The organism is Pantoea sp. MHSD4 (assembly GCF_021043305.1).
GTDB classification, from domain to species: Bacteria; Pseudomonadota; Gammaproteobacteria; order Enterobacterales; family Enterobacteriaceae; genus Pantoea; species Pantoea eucalypti.
Genome location: NZ_JAJNDH010000002.1, coordinates 78933 through 93604, shown reverse-complemented (window position 1 = coordinate 93604; position 14672 = coordinate 78933). Strand labels below are relative to the sequence as shown.

The window sequence follows — 14672 nt, the reverse complement described above, 5'->3', positions numbered from 1 at the left end:
GACAGGAAGATCTTTAAGGAAAATTGGCCAGTTAAATGAATTTAATTAATATGAAGATGAGAATATTGCTGGGGATGATTATTGCAGTGTCGCTCAGCGCCTGTCAGCAACCTGTGACAAAGCAACAGGATAGTGTGGCAAATCTTTGTCAGCCTGCGAAAGATCCGGACAGCAAATCCTGTCACTGGACTAATCAAATGCAGCCGGTGCTCAACAGGCAGTTCACGGATGCGGCGCGTTATGCGGGCCAGCAATGTCTGGTACGGATGGAGTGGCAGGAGCACAGCAGACATTATGCGGTGACCCAGACTCAGGGTGATGAAGCGCTCTGCCTGCGTGCCTGGCAGCTGGTGGCGCAGACCCGCGATCTGCCGCCGCCACCGGAGCCCGGGCAACCGGCGTGGTTCGGCTTTGCGCCGCGCGGTTAGCTGGCCAGACCTTCCTGACGCCACTGGCGCGGACTGATGCCAAACCAGCGGCGAAACGCGCGTGAGAACGCACTGACTTCCGAATAGCCCAGCAGCAGCGCCATCTCTGAGATCGGCAGCTGCTTTTGCTGCAGATAATATGTCGCCATTTCGCAGCGCACCTGATCCACCAGCGCGGTAAAGCTACTGCCCTCTTCGCGCAGCCGCCGCTGCAGTGACCAGCTCGACAGCCCGAGTTTATCCGCCACCTCTTCCAGCACAGGCTCACCCTGCATCAGCGATAAATTAACCTGCGATCGCGCCTGTTCAATCATGCTTTGCTGTGACGTACCACGATTAAGCCGCCGGATCGCATCCTGCATCACCATTAACAGGATCGGATCGCTCTCTGGCATTGCGCGCAGCAGATCGCGCTTCGGGATCACCAGCGAATTAAACGGCTGATCGAACCAGACCGGCGCATCAAACACTTTACAGTGATCGTGCCACTGGCCGGGACGCGGATGTTCAAAATGAACTTCACGAGGTGCCCAGTGCCTGCCTGCCACGTGACGGATCAGATTCATAAACATGCCAAGTGTAAGCTCGGCATCCTGACGGCGCGACAGGATTGCGCCGTGTCGCACCTGGTAGTCGAGCCGCCAGCACTCCCCCTTATCCACCAGCCGGGTTAAGGTGTCGTGCTGATGCCAGGGAAACGCATTGACCACATTGTGCAGCGCCTGCTCCAGCGTGTCGGAACACAAGCCGATGTAGCCAATCAGGCCTAATGACTGCGGTTTAAACTGCCTGCCGTAGTGCAAACCGAAGTTATCAAAACCAGAGTGACGCGCCGCCTCTTCCAGTACCCGACAGTAATTAACCAGTCCCAGACTCAGCGTCGGGCTGGCCAGGCGCTCCGGATCAATGCCGCTGATGCCGAAGATGCGATCAACATCGCCGCCCTGGGTATGAATAAAGTCGCTTAAGCCGGTCGCCGCCGCTGCCAGCACGCCGTGATTGCCTGCGCCCGCCGCTGCAGAACAGGCCGCAAAGGCATCAGGCTTTATCAGTGTCGGATTCATGGTCGCCTCTGTCAGAATTCAGGTGGATCACCCGTCACATGATCAGAGCAAATTCCATACCAGGTCCCCGATGCCTGCCACGCCGCCTGTGGGGGCGTCAGGCTGCGCGTGAGCATAGCATCGGGCACTGCGGCGGCGCAGTCACGCCCGCCGCTGGTGCATCAGACGCCAACCGGCAGCTGCTGACCGTCCAGATAGCGGCGGCAAAGACGAACCGAATGGCTGGCCCACTCCGGACCCAGACTGTGCGCCATTTCAGTCTCGGCATGGGATCCCACCCATGCAGTGAGCTGGATGCGACGCTGGATCAGCAGCGCGGGTAACATGGCCATCTCCGCGTCGCTGATATGCGCCACCTGCTCGTAACCGCGAATCCAGTGATCGATCCACTCTGGCGCGCGCGGATGATGCTCAACAAAACTGATCGCCGCCGCCAGATCGTGCAGATACCAGCCAAGTCCGCAGTCATCGAAGTCGATCACCCGCGTTTCACCCTTGTGCAGCAGCAGATTGGTGAGTCGCAGATCGGCGTGGATCAGGCCATAACGATCAGATCCTTTGCCAAACTGCGCCATCGACGCACCCACCTGACTTATCGCCTGCTCGACCACGCCGTGATCGGCGGGATTCAGATTAGGCGCATCCTGCCAGCGTCCCCAGTGACTCTCGCTACTCGTCATGGTGTGGTGATCCCAGATAATCCGCTGGAAACCCGCAGGCGGCTGCCACTGTTTACTGTGCTGATGCAGCCGCGCGGTAATCGTGCCCAGCTGCTGAAAAGCGCGGGGATCGACGTCGGTGGTTGGCATCTCGCCATCAATCCAGTGAAACAACACTACGTACCGCTCACCGCCATCCGGCAGTCGCAGCGTCAGTACGGTTTCACCCTCTTTGTCCGGCACCGCTTCCGGCACCATAATGCCGGTTTCACGCAGCGCATCGAGCCACAGCAGCTCACTCACAATGTCCGCTTTTTGATGGTAATCGCCGCGATGCAGCCGCAGCGCATAACGCCGGCCTGCTGCCTGCAAGAGGAATGTGGCATTCTCTGAGCGGCACAGCAGGCTGAGATCTCCCTGTAGCGCGGCGGGATAGCAGGCCAGCGCCTGCTGCGCCATCAGGGTGAGTTGGGAATCAGTCAGGTTGTCATATTGTTTAGCGCTCATCAGTCCGGCTCCTTTTCACTTGCGTTATCTCAGCATGCGTTGCCAGAAGGTGAGCTGCTTGACCTCAGAAGAGACAAAGTTGACCGCAGCGTGCATCCGGCCCGGTTGTTGCCTGTGAGTTGACCGTGGAGGACAGAAGTCACTGCGCCCGCGTCAAGTCGTGGTGAGTAATGCAACGGCATTATCACCTTACTTTAGTCGTAATGGCGGTGTAACGCCGCGTGCGACCAACAACGACGGGGATAACAGTATGACAAACAGACTCAAGCCCACGCTGGGCACCCTGCACCTGTGGGGGATTGCGGTTGGCCTGGTGATCTCAGGCGAATATTTCGGCTGGAGTTACGGCTGGGCTGTGGCAGGCACGCTGGGATTTCTGGTCACTACCGCGCTGATCGCCACACTCTATACCTGCTTTATCTTTAGCTTCACCGAACTGACCACTGCGATCCCTCATGCGGGCGGGCCGTTTGCCTACAGTCGTCGCGCCTTTGGCGAAACCGGCGGACTGATTGCCGGTCTGGCGACGCTGATTGAGTTTGTCTTTGCGCCACCGGCGATCGCCATGGCGATTGGGGCTTATCTCAATGTGCAGTATCCCCAGCTCAACCCAAAAACCGCAGCGGTCGGGGCTTACCTGGTGTTCATGACGCTGAATATTCTGGGTGTAAAACTGGCGGCGATGTTCGAACTGGTTGTCACCGTGCTGGCTGTCATTGAGCTGCTGGTGTTTATGGGCGTGGTCTCACCCGGCTTTAGCCTGGCGAATTTTGCTGCGCACGGCTGGGCAGGCAGCGACACCTTCGGCATGCCCGCCTTCTCCGGTATTTTCGCCGCCATTCCCTTCGCCATCTGGTTCTTCCTTGCCATTGAAGGTGCAGCGATGGCCGCCGAAGAGGCAAAAGATCCCACCCGAACCATTCCCCGCGCCTACATCAGCGGGATTCTGACGCTGGTGGTGCTGGCGATTGGCGTGATGCTGATGGCAGGCGGCGCGGGCGACTGGCGCAAACTCTCGGACATAAACGATCCGCTGCCGCAGGCGATGAAAATGATTGTCGGCGAACACTCTAACTGGATGCATATGCTGGTGTGGATTGGCCTGTTTGGTCTGATTGCCAGCTTCCACGGCATTATTCTCGGCTATTCACGGCAGTTTTTTGCTCTGGCACGCGCGGGCTATCTGCCGCCTTCTCTGGCAAAACTGTCACGTTTCCAGACCCCGCATCGGGCGATTATTCTCGGTGGCGTACTGGGCATCGCGGCGATTTACAGCGATGGCGTGATTAATCTGCAGGGAATGACGCTGACGGCGGCGATGATCACCATGGCGGTGTTTGGCGCGATTGTGATGTACATCATGAGCATGCTGAGCCTGTTTAAACTCCGCCGCAGCGCGCCGGAAATGCCCCGCAGTTTCCGCGCGCCGGGCTATCCGATTGTTCCGGGCATCGCCCTGCTGCTGTCGGTGGTCTGTCTGCTGGCGATGCTGTGGTTTAACCCGGTGATTGGCGCACTGTTCTTTGCCATCATGCTGGTCGGCTATATTTACTTCCTCGCCACCAAAGCGCAGCGCGACCGGGCGCCACAGGACACGATGCTGGTGGGCGAATAAACGCGGCGCGGCAAGGTGCCGCGCTGTGGGTTACGTTCAGCGCCTGAAATCCAGGCGCTGAACGTCAGCGGATGTGCGGGACACTCAGCCGTTAAGCGGCCAGAGCCACGCCGCACCGCGTACGCCGCTGGAGTCGCCATGCTGCGCCTTCAGCACCGGCGTTTCACACTCCCCGCCAAACACCCACTGCTTCATCAGCACCGGCACAGTCTGATAGAGCCGATCCACATTGCTCATCCCGCCGCCCAGCACGATCACGTCAGGATCGATCAGGTTCACCACCTGCGCCAGCGATTTTGCCAGACGCAGTTCATAGCGGCTCATTGCCAGTTCGGCGATCGGATCCTGCTGCGCCAGCAGCGAGACGATCTCCGCACCTTTGCGATGTACGCCGCTAAGCCGCTGATAGTCGATACCAAAACCGGTGCCTGAAACAAAGGTTTCGATACAGCCCTGCTGCCCGCAATAACAGGGCACTTCCTGACGATAACGCAGCTCATCTTCATCCATCCATGGCAGCGGATTGTGGCCCCACTCACCGGCATTACCGTTGCCACCGATGCGCGATTCACCGTTAATCGCGATACCTGCACCCGATCCGGTACCGATAATCACGGCAAACACCAGCGACTGTCCGGCACCGGCACCGTCGACCGCTTCCGATACGGCCAGGCAATTCGCGTCGTTGGCGATGCGCACTTCCCGGTTCAGCGCCTGAGCCAGATCTTTATCCAGCGGCTGGCCGTTAAGCCAGGTGGAGTTCGCATTCTTCACCCGCTTACTGAAAGGCGAAAGCGAGCCGGGAATGCCCAGGCCGACCGTACCGGTCTCGCCAGTTTTCTGCTCCGCCAGCGTGACCAGATCAACAATTGCCTGCACCGTTGCCTGATAGTCGTCACGCGGGGTATTCACGCGGTGACGGAACAGCTCCTCTCCCTTATCTGACAATGCAATCACTTCTGTCTTGGTGCCACCCAGATCTATGCCTATGCGCAAGGTTACTTCCTCGTTATTCGTTCAGGTGAGAGATACAGTAAAAGGCGGCTGCCTTAAAGGCAATGAAACCACTCCGATGTTTCGCTATCATGCGCGCTGACTCTCGCAGACTTGTGCGCCCGATCGCGCCACGGTAAGGAATCCCGATGTTGTGGTTTAAAAATATGATGGTTTATCGTCTGAATCGTGACATTCCGCTGTCCGCAGATGAGATGGAAAAACAGCTCGACGCCTTCACTTTTTCACCGTGTGGCAGTCAGGATATGAGCAAGACCGGCTGGGTCTCGCCGATGGGTAACCGCAGCGACGCGCTGACCCACGAGAACAAAGGCCAGATTGTGATTTGCGCCCGCAAAGAAGAAAAAATCCTGCCTTCGCCGGTCGTCAAACAGGCGCTGGAAGCAAAAATCGACAAGCTGGAATCTGAGCAGAGCCGCAAGCTCAAAAAGACCGAAAAAGATTCGCTGAAAGATGAAGTGCTGCATAGCCTGCTGCCGCGTGCTTTCAGCCGTTTCAGCCAGACCTATTTGTGGATCGACACGGTCAATAACCTGATTATGGTGGACTGTGCCAGCGCGAAAAAAGCGGAAGATACCCTGGCGCTGCTGCGCAAAAGCCTGGGTTCACTGCCGGTGGTGCCACTGACGCTGGAAAATCCGATTGAACTGACGCTGACCCAATGGGTGCGTTCAGGCGACCTGCCAGCCGGGTTTGCGCTGATGGATGAAGCGGAGCTGAAAGCCCTGCTGGAAGATGGCGGCGTCATCCGCTGCAAGAAGCAGGATCTGGTGTGCGATGAGATTGCCAACCATATCGAAGCCGGCAAGGTCGTGACCAAACTGGCGCTCGACTGGCAGGAGCGTATTCAGTTCGTGCTGGCCGATGATGGTTCAGTGAAGCGTCTGAAGTTCAGCGACACATTGCGCGACCAGAACGACGATATCGACCGCGAAGATTTCGCGCAGCGCTTTGATGCCGACTTTATTCTGATGACCAGCGAACTGGCAGCACTGACCAGTAATCTGGTGGAAGCGTTAGGCGGCGAAGCCCAGCGTTAAGCATTATCAGGGCGGCGCCGTTCCGCCCTGAAGTTTTGGCATACTTTGTCGATAACCGGGTCTTTGGCAAAGGAATTCCACTTATGTCCCGCTTATTTCGGCACCTGTTTTTATTTTGCACACTGTCGCTTCTTTCACTCTCTGCACGCAGTCAGCCCGCCTCGGATGATCCGCCCAGCGTCAGCCGTTTCGATGCGGTGCGCATCAATGATCGCCTGAATGTGATGGTGGCTATTCCCGGTAAAAACGGGGGCGCAATGCAGGTCTGGCAGGCTTATGATTGCCAAAAACCTTATGCCGAAGCGCTTTACCGCCACATGGTCGATGCAGAAGGCAGCCCACAAGGCCGGTTTTACGGCAATGAATATGGCCGCTACAGCGCACCTCAGCCTGGCTCAAATCAGGATCCGGCTGTTCTGAAAAAAATCTGCGGATTACCCGAAAGGTCAGTGCTATGGGAAAAAATTGAATCTGCTGATAAGTATGGTGCCACGACACTGATTGACGTTGCCAGCCTGAAGCGTGAGGCAGAGATATTGCGGGTCCGGGTCGGCACTGATTATGCGGCCAGCGATTTCGATCCACCCTATGATGCGCCCTACAGTCTAAAGGTCGAAAATTACCGTTTTAACTGCGAAACCGGTGTCAGTACACCGTTATCCGCATTTGATATTGATGACAACGGTTACGTAACCGATTCACTGGATGGAGGCCAGCTGGCGCGCCGTAAAACCGCTTTTGATCTGACGCCGCTGCTGCAAAAAACTTTTGCCCAGCTCTGTACGCTGCCAGATGTTAAGAGATTTCATGCACTGGGCCACTTCAGACCCGCTTCGCATAAATCGCCCGGTTCGATGGCACAACAGATGCTACCCGACCTGAATGGCAATCCGGCCTCGGTGCTGGCCGCCGTCCCGCTTGCCCCTGCCCTGCAGCAACAACTGAAAACCCTGGTCCATCCCTGGGCCACACCGCGTTTTCAGCAGCTCAGCTGGGTCGAAAATAGTCGGGAAGGTCGCGTCAGCGTGCATATGGTGGCGGATGACGCTGGATTTATTCGCAAGCTGGAGGATTACGGTATCTGGAAAGTGCAGCGTCTGACGATTGCCAATGATATCCAGCTCGCCTATACCATGTCGATTTCCTATTCCCCTTCGCGGTTAAAACAACTTAGTTCGACGCTGCGTTATCCGCTAACCGCCGGACAGCACTATCAGAACGACGCGGTGAGTGAGAGTAGCGTGGGCAAGGATGAGGACAGTCATCAGCGGGAAACCTGTGCCGTCTCCAGCGGTGGCGACGCGCGAGAGATTAACCCGGCATTTAGCGGACGCTATCTGAAGGTAACCTGTACCATTGCGACAGACAAACAGCCTGTCACCGTCATAGAGAGTGCCTGGCTTGAAGACCTGCGGATTTTAGCGCCACTAAGGGCAAAAACAGGTGATAAACCGATGGGCGCTATCACCCTGAGTGATGTGAAGATTATTCGCTAGAAAAAAGGGCCGCTTAGCGGCCCTTTTTTTAATCTTTATCTTTCAGGTAACGGCAGAGATAGGAACTTGGCTCGCCAACCTGCAGATGAAACTCGCTGTGACCCGGCACATTAAACACCGAACCCGCTTCAAACCATTTCCACTCGGTCTCACCTGGCAGCAACACCTTAAGCGAGCCGCTAACGACGGTCATCTCTTCCGGCTGGCCGGTACCAAATGTGTATTCACCTTCAGACATCACGCCGACGCTGGCACGACCGGTGCTCGCACTGTCAAAACCAATAGATTTAACTTTTCCGTCAAAATACTCACTAACGTTGAGCATAATAGTTCTCCAGAGCACATGTTGTGTGTCTGGCAGTGTAGAAGGGAACCCGCTGATCTGTCACGCGAAATGATAGTCGTTTGTGATCTGTTCCGGCGGGAGAGATCAGACGCGCAGAGCGAAAAAGCGTTAAGCCAGTATTCCAGGCAGCTTTGTTGTGCGTCGGCAAGGGGATGTCGGGAATAAAGAGGCGATGGGCATAACTCAGGCAACGTACTGACAAACGGCGAAATGACGCTGAATATCAGGCTGGCCTCCCTGCCAGCCGCAATGCTTTACTCTTTTTCGACGTCTTCGTAGCGCGCTTTAGCATCGTGCGCTTCTTCTTCCGTCTCATGCTCACTGATTAATGAATTCGGTTTGGGATGATCAGCACGCAATTCATAAAAGGTTACCTTATTACCTTCAGGCCCCTTTTCAACAGTCACAATTTTCGCTTCACGCGGGTACGGCGGTCTGGTAGGCATACTGTGTCCCTCTTGTCTGAACAACATTCCACAGGACAGGCTGCTGCCTGTCATAGGATAAGTATAGACAATGCCATCTGAAGCGGGATCAAAGCGGGAAAAATCTGAGGGTTAGCTGGCGCGCGCCAGAGAAAGTGACAGCAGAATCTCTTCCACCACACACTCCGGTGCCTGCATGGCATTCACCTGATGATGGGCCGCCGCCTGGTAAAGGTGCGCGCGTTCACGCAGTACATCACTCATCTCGTCAGCAATCGGACGTCCGGTTAAGGTCGGACGCTGGGCCGCTTCAGGTTCGCTTTCCAGTCGCTCTGCCAGCACTTCGGGGGACGCGCTGAGCCAGATCACCTGCCCCTGCTCCTGCATAAAACGGCAGTTCTCTTCAGCCAGGATCATGCCACCGCCCGTGGCAATGACCGTCCTGGGGGCCGTGACTGCTTTCAGCGACTCCGTTTCACGGGCGCGGAAACCTTCCCAGCCTTCCGCCTCGACAATCTCCGTCACGCTGCGTTGCGTGCTGAGTTGCAGATGGTGATCGGTATCCGTAAAGGCGTAGCCCAGCGCCTGCGATAACGCCTCGCCGACCGTGGTTTTGCCGCAACCGCGAGCGCCAATCAAAAAGATGGGTAGTGACATCAGGGCCGTTCCTCCGCCTGACCGCGCGATGCGGCTGCATGGTTAGCTGATTAATGCGACGCATCATAACTGGAAATTATTATGGCCTCCACCTGTCAGGCATGATTTACGCTTTTTCCTCACATGAACAGCGATAATCTCTCTATTTTCAAGGGGAAATGCATGCACGTTTTGTGCATCAGGTGAGTAACCGGGCGCTAAAAAACGCATAAAACGGCGGCTGAAATGGGCTGGCAATATTTGCTTACCGCCCGGATTTTACTTTTCGTGTTGACGACCCCATATACTGATAACAATCGCCACAGGAGAGTCATCATGCAACGCGAAGAACAACAACTGATTGATGGGCTGTTCAGCCGTCTGAAACAGGCCGAAAGCCAGGCCGTGGCACGCGATGCCGCTGCCGAACAATTGATTAACCAGCATCTTCAGGCGCAGCCAGGCGCGCCTTACTACATGACGCAGGCAATCCTGATTCAGGAAGCGGCGCTGAAAAAACTCAATGAGAAAGTGTCAGCGCTGGAAAGCCAGGTGGCACAGTTGCAGCAACAGCAGCAGCAGCCTGCACAGAGCAGCGGCGGCTTCCTGTCGGGACTGTTTGGCAGCGGTTCGCGTCAGCAGCCTCCCGTTCAGCAGCCGCAGCAACAGTCGCCGTGGAACAGTGCGCCGCAGCAACCGGCACAGCAGCAGTATGTCCCTGCCCAGGCACCCGCGCCACGCGGCACCGGTTTCCTTGGTGGCGCTCTGCAAACTGCCGTGGGCGTCGCGGGTGGTGTCGTGATGGCCGACATGCTGACCAGCATGTTCCACCATTCACAGCCGGAAGAGATTGTGAATATCATCAATGAGCCGCCGCTGCCGGAGGTGAATGATAATCTCAACACCTTCAACGGTGGCGATGACAATGCCGATAACTTTAACGGCGGTAACGACAGCGCCTTCCTCGACCAGAACACGGGCTGGGACAGCAATTATGCCGACAACAGCGATCTCAACGATTTTGGCGGCAACGATTTCGACGACGACGACAGCTTCGTTTAAGTTGAGCGTTTTTGCTGGGTGAGCCAGCTATCCAGTTCATTCGCAAACTGCTGGCGGTCACGCGGACTCATCGTCGCGGGGCCGCCGGTCTGCACGCCGCTTGACCGCAGCGTATCCATAAAATCACGCATCGTCAGGCGTTCGCGTATCGTCGCCGGTGAGTAACGCTCGCCGCGCGGATTCAGCGCTGCTGCCCCCTTCTCAATCACCTCAGCCGCCAGCGGAATATCGGCGGTGATCACCAGATCGCCGGGCTGACAACGTCTGACAATCTCATTGTCCGCCACATCAAAGCCAGCAGGCACCTGCAGCGTGCGCAGATACGGCGATGGCGGCACGCGCAAAAACTGGTTCGCCACAAAAGTGACCGTGGTCGCGGTACGATCCGCCGCACGGTAGAGCACCTCTTTGATCACATTCGGACAGGCATCGGCATCGACCCAGATAAACATCATGATTCCTTACAGTCAGAGAAGCCTGAGATCTTGCCGGGTTCCTCTTAAATGGCAAATTTAATTTGCGCCACGCTTTCCAGCGCGCTTGCAGCTGACTTGTTATTCGGGCTGGCTGAAGTAAGCTAGCTCACTGAGAAAAACGAATAATGTCCTAAGGAGATGGCGATGCTGGCAAAGAAAATCGGATTTATCGGCGGGGGAAACATGGCGAAAGCCATTATCGGCGGACTGGTCAACAGCGGCAAAATCGCCCCGTCTGATATCTTCGTTTACGATCGCAAAGCTGAGACCAACCAGGCGATGGCAGAGCAGTATGGCATCAACGCAGCAGAGAGCGCGGATGCGCTGGCGCGTGAAGTGGACATCCTGTTCGGCGCAGTAAAACCGAATGTCATTCTGAAAGTATTAAAAGAGCTGGCAGGCAGCCTGAAAAAAGAGGCGCTGGTGGTGTCGATTGCCGCTGGCGTGACGCTGGACTCGCTCTCATCCGTGCTGGGTTACGATCGCAAAATTGTCCGCGCAATGCCGAATACGCCCTCACTGGTGAGCGAAGGCATGACCTCGGTAACGCCTAACGTGCTGGTTGAGCAGGCGGAGATCGACGAAGTCGTGGCGATTTTTGAGAGCTTCGGCAAAGCGGCCGTAGTGGATGAATATCTGATTCACTCTGTGGTCGGCGTGAGCGGTTCTGCACCGGCCTACGTGTTTATGTTTATCGAGGCGATGGCGGATGCAGCCGTACTGGGTGGCATGCCGCGTGCTCAGGCCTATCAGTTTGCTGCGCAGGCGGTGAAAGGCGCGGCGCAGATGGTGCTGACCACCGGTAAACATCCGGCTGAACTCAAAGATATGGTCTGCTCTCCAGGCGGCACCACCATTGAAGCGGTGAAAGTGCTGGAAGAAAAAGGGATGCGCTCGGCAGTGATGGAAGCGATGCAGCAGTGCATGGCGAAGTCAGAGAAACTGAGTCGCAGCTAACCGGTGAGAAAGTACGCAGGGCGGCCCGTCAGCCTGGTCCGCCCTGCGTGCAGCTTAACTGATTTTCGCCTGACAGCGCGCCACCGCGTCAGAAAGCGTCATGGGGTGCTGCATCTGCTCCACCAGCTCAGCGGTCAGCGTATACATACCGCATGAGCAGATCGCCGCCAGTTGCCCCTGCTGACCATAAAACGCCATAAACTTTTTATCCTCCAGCGAACCGATTAGCTGGAATTCATCCCATTCTGCCGCGTGGCCAACATACTCATAACGAGTGCCATACTGGGTCGTCCAGAAGAACGGGACCCGATCAAAAGCGACGTTTTGATCCAGCATATTCCATGCGGCAGTCTGTCCCTGCTGATGTGCAACGCGATAGTGCTCAATACGCAGCGGCCCCTGTGCCGCCGGATAGGTGGCGATATCCCCCGCCACCCAGATATTATCAGCGACCCGCAACTGATCATCCGCCTGCAGGCTGCCATCCTCTGCCAGCGGCAGATCGTGAATAAAGTCGGTGGCCGGTTTAACCCCGGTCGCGAACAGCACAACGGTAGCATCCAGCTTGCGTCCGCCCTTCAGCTGCACGCCATTTACCTTCTGGTCACCCTGCAGCGCTTCGATCTCGCCCTGCACCCACTTCACGCCGTTTTGCTCATGAAGCTGGTAGAAATAGCGACCAATCTGCTCGCCAAACCGTTTAGCAAAAGGCAGTGCCTGGCGGGCAATGACTGTGACGTCAATATCGCGGTTACGCAGTGCCGACGCCAGTTCGGTACCGATAAAACTGTTGCCGATAATCACGATTTTATGGCTGGCATCCACCGCCTGAAGCAGCTCATCGGTCTGCGCTTTGCTGCGCAGCAGATGAACCCCGTCAAGATCGCTGCCCGGCAAATCGGGAAGAACAGGCGTCGCGCCGCTGGCGATCAACAGTTTGTCGAACGCAAGCGTACCGCCATCCTCGAAGATTAACCGCTGCTGCTGTGCATCCAGCCGGCTCACTGTAGCCTGGAGTCGTTCAACGTGGTCCATCACATCCGCTTTCAGCAGCTGCGGCACTTCGTTAATATCCATTTTTCCCGACGGCACAAATTTGGTCAGCGCGGTGCGGTCATAGGGTGCATCTGCTTCACGCTCGACCAGTATCAGGCGGCCTTTAAAACCTTCATGACGCAGACGCCATAGCGCTGCGCTACCCGCCGCGCCGCCACCTAATACCACATAGACCGGTGCATCTGCCCCGCTGCCAATGGGTGCTGCGGGTGACATCGCTTTGGGGTTTATCAGTACCCGGCCCTCTTCAATGCGAAGCGGGTACTGTTTGAGATCGGCTAACGCCAGCGGTTCACACATTTTGCCATCGGCGATATCAAACGCGGCTTTATGCCACGGGCAGACCAGCCGATCGCCGCAAATCGCGCCCTGTTCAAGCGGTGCGCCAGCGTGTGGACATTTCGCCTGAAAAGCACGGACGTTGTCACCGTCGCGAATCAATAATAGATCAACATCGCCGAGCGTCTTTTTAACCGGCTGTCGCTGCGGCAGATCGTTCAGGTCGACGGTAAATTGATAGTTCACGGCATGGCTCCTTTCACTGTTTCTGGTCTTATGCTGCACGGCAAAAAAGCCCGCTGCGCAATCCCCTACAAACAGTAAGTGTGGCAAAGGAACCGGGAAGCCTGATGAGGAATCTGTTTCAGAAAGATAACCTGCTGTTGTGGCAGGTAATTTAATCGGCGTTGAGGGGGAAGTGAATCCGCATCGGGCGGCAGATAGAAGCGGCCACCTGCGTGGCCGTGGGCATCATCAGCTCTTTTTCAGGCACTGACTCATAAAGGTTTTACGGGCATCGCCTGCCAGTTTTTTATCACCGGCTTCACCGTTACAGCTTTTCATTTTCATCTGCTGCGGTGACATCTGCGACATCTTGCTGTCCTTTTTCAGGCATTCACTCATAAAGGTTTTGCGCGCATCCCCTTTGAGATCCTGTGATTTCGCATGCTGGTTGCACATCGTCATTTTCTCCTGCTGCGGAGTTTTCTCCGCAGCACCTGCCAGCCCGCTGACCAGCAGGCCTGCCATCATCATCGCCATTAAACCGACTTTCATCTTGATAACTCCACAGTGGATTGTCCTCTATTATTCTGGCAGCGAATAAGCAAAGCAGAAAATGTTTGAGGTCAAAGTGATGGGAAGATCCCATTCCCGACCTGTTCCGGGATCAATACTGGCGGGGATGATGGAGCAGCTTTTCAATGTAATTGCGCAGCAGGCGTGCATCGTTATCATCAGCATCAGCCACGTTGTCCATAGCGCTTTCAATGCTGGTGGTGATTGCCAGATGTTGTTGCGGCTCCAGCTTGCGAACCAGCGCAGTGACAACGATCTCCAGTGCTTCAATCTGCGCCATTTGCTCTTTCGCTGTCGCCTCTTTTTCAGCCAGCTTTACCAGTAACTCAGCAATCAGGTTTTTCATGCTGTTGTCTCAGCGGTGGAGAAAAGCTGAAATTATCACCACGCTGGCTAAAAAAACAGAGGGCGACAGCCATTTTTTCAGTGGCTTAGCCCACATTTATCCCATCTGTTCAGCCATTTACGGTTATTTTGCTGGCGAAACGTTTTGTGGGGTTGCACTGCCGCGGTTAAATGTCGCTTGCCTGAAATGAAACAGAGAAGCTTAACGAGGATTTACGAATCCGTGACCCGGCCCGCCACCGTGTCCGCCCCAACCGCCGCCGGGAGGCGGGAAAATACATCCACTTAATGCAGTCACTAATCCCACAACAGCCACCAGCTTAATGATTCGTACCCTATCTACCTCAGAGTGAAAAAATCGGGCTGAGTGTATGAAGCCGCTGGCATGGCGACAAGTGAGATTCCTCTGCTTCAGGCGGCTATTCATCTTTGCTGACCAGACTTAACGTTTTACCGCCAGTATGTCGTC

The 14672-nt window shown here is 56.0% G+C and carries 17 protein-coding genes; 7 read left to right on the top strand and 10 right to left on the bottom strand.

Annotation, left to right across the window (positions count from 1 at the left end):
- Positions 1 to 50: 50 nt before the first annotated feature.
- On the top strand, positions 51 to 428 hold the full coding sequence (locus LQK91_RS07225) for a cell envelope integrity TolA C-terminal domain-containing protein (protein ID WP_231001609.1): 378 nt from the start codon (positions 51 to 53) through the stop codon (positions 426 to 428).
- Here the strand turns inward: LQK91_RS07225 and qhpR are convergent.
- Together qhpR and LQK91_RS07215 are read right to left on the bottom strand one after the other, a co-directional pair.
- On the bottom strand, positions 425 to 1492 hold the full coding sequence (gene qhpR / locus LQK91_RS07220; RefSeq protein ID WP_003852478.1) for an AraC-like transcriptional regulator QhpR: 1068 nt from the start codon (positions 1490 to 1492) through the stop codon (positions 425 to 427). The two genes, LQK91_RS07225 and qhpR, sit on opposite strands and share 4 nt — an antisense overlap.
- Before the next feature lie 161 nt (positions 1493 to 1653).
- A complete protein-coding gene (locus LQK91_RS07215; RefSeq protein WP_105099445.1) occupies positions 1654 to 2658 on the bottom strand; it encodes a phosphotransferase enzyme family protein in 1005 nt (334 codons plus the stop codon).
- A 250-nt stretch (positions 2659 to 2908) separates the two neighbouring features.
- On the opposite strand from LQK91_RS07215, the gene eat reads away from it, so the two are divergent.
- Positions 2909 to 4273: an ethanolamine permease gene (gene eat / locus LQK91_RS07210; protein ID WP_008924864.1), complete on the top strand. Its 1365-nt coding sequence runs from the start codon at positions 2909 to 2911 to the stop codon at positions 4271 to 4273.
- A gap of 84 nt (positions 4274 to 4357) precedes the next feature.
- On the opposite strand, the gene mak is transcribed toward eat, so the two are convergent.
- Positions 4358 to 5269 carry a fructokinase gene (mak, locus tag LQK91_RS07205; RefSeq protein ID WP_003850052.1) on the bottom strand — a complete coding sequence of 304 codons (912 nt, stop codon included), beginning with the start codon at positions 5267 to 5269 and terminating at the stop codon, positions 4358 to 4360.
- A gap of 146 nt (positions 5270 to 5415) precedes the next feature.
- Here mak and rdgC point away from each other — a divergent pair, with 146 nt between their 5' ends.
- Both rdgC and LQK91_RS07195 read left to right on the top strand, forming a co-directional pair.
- Positions 5416 to 6327: a recombination-associated protein RdgC gene (gene rdgC / locus LQK91_RS07200; protein WP_003850053.1), complete on the top strand. Its 912-nt coding sequence runs from the start codon at positions 5416 to 5418 to the stop codon at positions 6325 to 6327.
- Positions 6328 to 6410: 83 nt separating this feature from the next.
- Positions 6411 to 7823 (top strand): hypothetical protein, encoded by a 1413-nt coding sequence (locus tag LQK91_RS07195; RefSeq protein ID WP_105099446.1) that lies wholly within the window; start codon positions 6411 to 6413, stop codon positions 7821 to 7823.
- Positions 7824 to 7851: 28 nt separating this feature from the next.
- On the opposite strand, the gene ppnP is transcribed toward LQK91_RS07195, so the two are convergent.
- From ppnP to aroL, 3 genes are all read right to left on the bottom strand, one after another.
- Positions 7852 to 8148 carry a pyrimidine/purine nucleoside phosphorylase gene (ppnP, locus tag LQK91_RS07190; protein ID WP_003850060.1) on the bottom strand — a complete coding sequence of 99 codons (297 nt, stop codon included), beginning with the start codon at positions 8146 to 8148 and terminating at the stop codon, positions 7852 to 7854.
- Positions 8149 to 8423: 275 nt separating this feature from the next.
- Positions 8424 to 8615 carry a YaiA family protein gene (locus LQK91_RS07185; protein WP_003850063.1) on the bottom strand — a complete coding sequence of 64 codons (192 nt, stop codon included), beginning with the start codon at positions 8613 to 8615 and terminating at the stop codon, positions 8424 to 8426.
- A gap of 111 nt (positions 8616 to 8726) precedes the next feature.
- Positions 8727 to 9251 (bottom strand): shikimate kinase AroL, encoded by a 525-nt coding sequence (gene aroL / locus LQK91_RS07180; protein WP_003850067.1) that lies wholly within the window; start codon positions 9249 to 9251, stop codon positions 8727 to 8729.
- A 315-nt stretch (positions 9252 to 9566) separates the two neighbouring features.
- Here aroL and LQK91_RS07175 point away from each other — a divergent pair, with 315 nt between their 5' ends.
- Positions 9567 to 10292, top strand: a complete 726-nt coding sequence (locus LQK91_RS07175; protein ID WP_105099447.1) for a DUF2076 domain-containing protein — start codon at positions 9567 to 9569, stop codon at positions 10290 to 10292.
- Here the strand turns inward: LQK91_RS07175 and LQK91_RS07170 are convergent.
- Entirely contained in the window at positions 10289 to 10744 is a 456-nt protein-coding gene (locus tag LQK91_RS07170; RefSeq protein ID WP_003850071.1) for a YaiI/YqxD family protein, read from the bottom strand. The genes LQK91_RS07175 and LQK91_RS07170 overlap by 4 nt on opposite strands.
- 168 nt (positions 10745 to 10912) lie before the next feature.
- Here LQK91_RS07170 and proC point away from each other — a divergent pair, with 168 nt between their 5' ends.
- Positions 10913 to 11725: a pyrroline-5-carboxylate reductase gene (gene proC / locus LQK91_RS07165; protein WP_003850072.1), complete on the top strand. Its 813-nt coding sequence runs from the start codon at positions 10913 to 10915 to the stop codon at positions 11723 to 11725.
- Positions 11726 to 11779: 54 nt separating this feature from the next.
- On the opposite strand, the gene LQK91_RS07160 is transcribed toward proC, so the two are convergent.
- The 3 genes from LQK91_RS07160 to iraP all read right to left on the bottom strand — a co-directional run bounded on the left by LQK91_RS07160 (position 11780) and on the right by iraP (position 14204).
- Entirely contained in the window at positions 11780 to 13306 is a 1527-nt protein-coding gene (locus LQK91_RS07160) for an FAD-dependent oxidoreductase (protein ID WP_105099448.1), read from the bottom strand.
- A gap of 228 nt (positions 13307 to 13534) precedes the next feature.
- Positions 13535 to 13837 carry a PsiF family protein gene (locus LQK91_RS07155; protein WP_003850074.1) on the bottom strand — a complete coding sequence of 101 codons (303 nt, stop codon included), beginning with the start codon at positions 13835 to 13837 and terminating at the stop codon, positions 13535 to 13537.
- 112 nt (positions 13838 to 13949) lie between these two features.
- Positions 13950 to 14204 (bottom strand): anti-adapter protein IraP, encoded by a 255-nt coding sequence (gene iraP / locus LQK91_RS07150; protein ID WP_003850075.1) that lies wholly within the window; start codon positions 14202 to 14204, stop codon positions 13950 to 13952.
- Between iraP and LQK91_RS07145 the strand changes: the two genes are divergently transcribed.
- Complete coding sequence (locus LQK91_RS07145; RefSeq protein ID WP_003850076.1) at positions 14203 to 14394, top strand: hypothetical protein; 192 nt, start codon at positions 14203 to 14205, stop codon at positions 14392 to 14394. The genes iraP and LQK91_RS07145 overlap by 2 nt on opposite strands.
- Positions 14395 to 14672 lie beyond the last annotated feature (278 nt).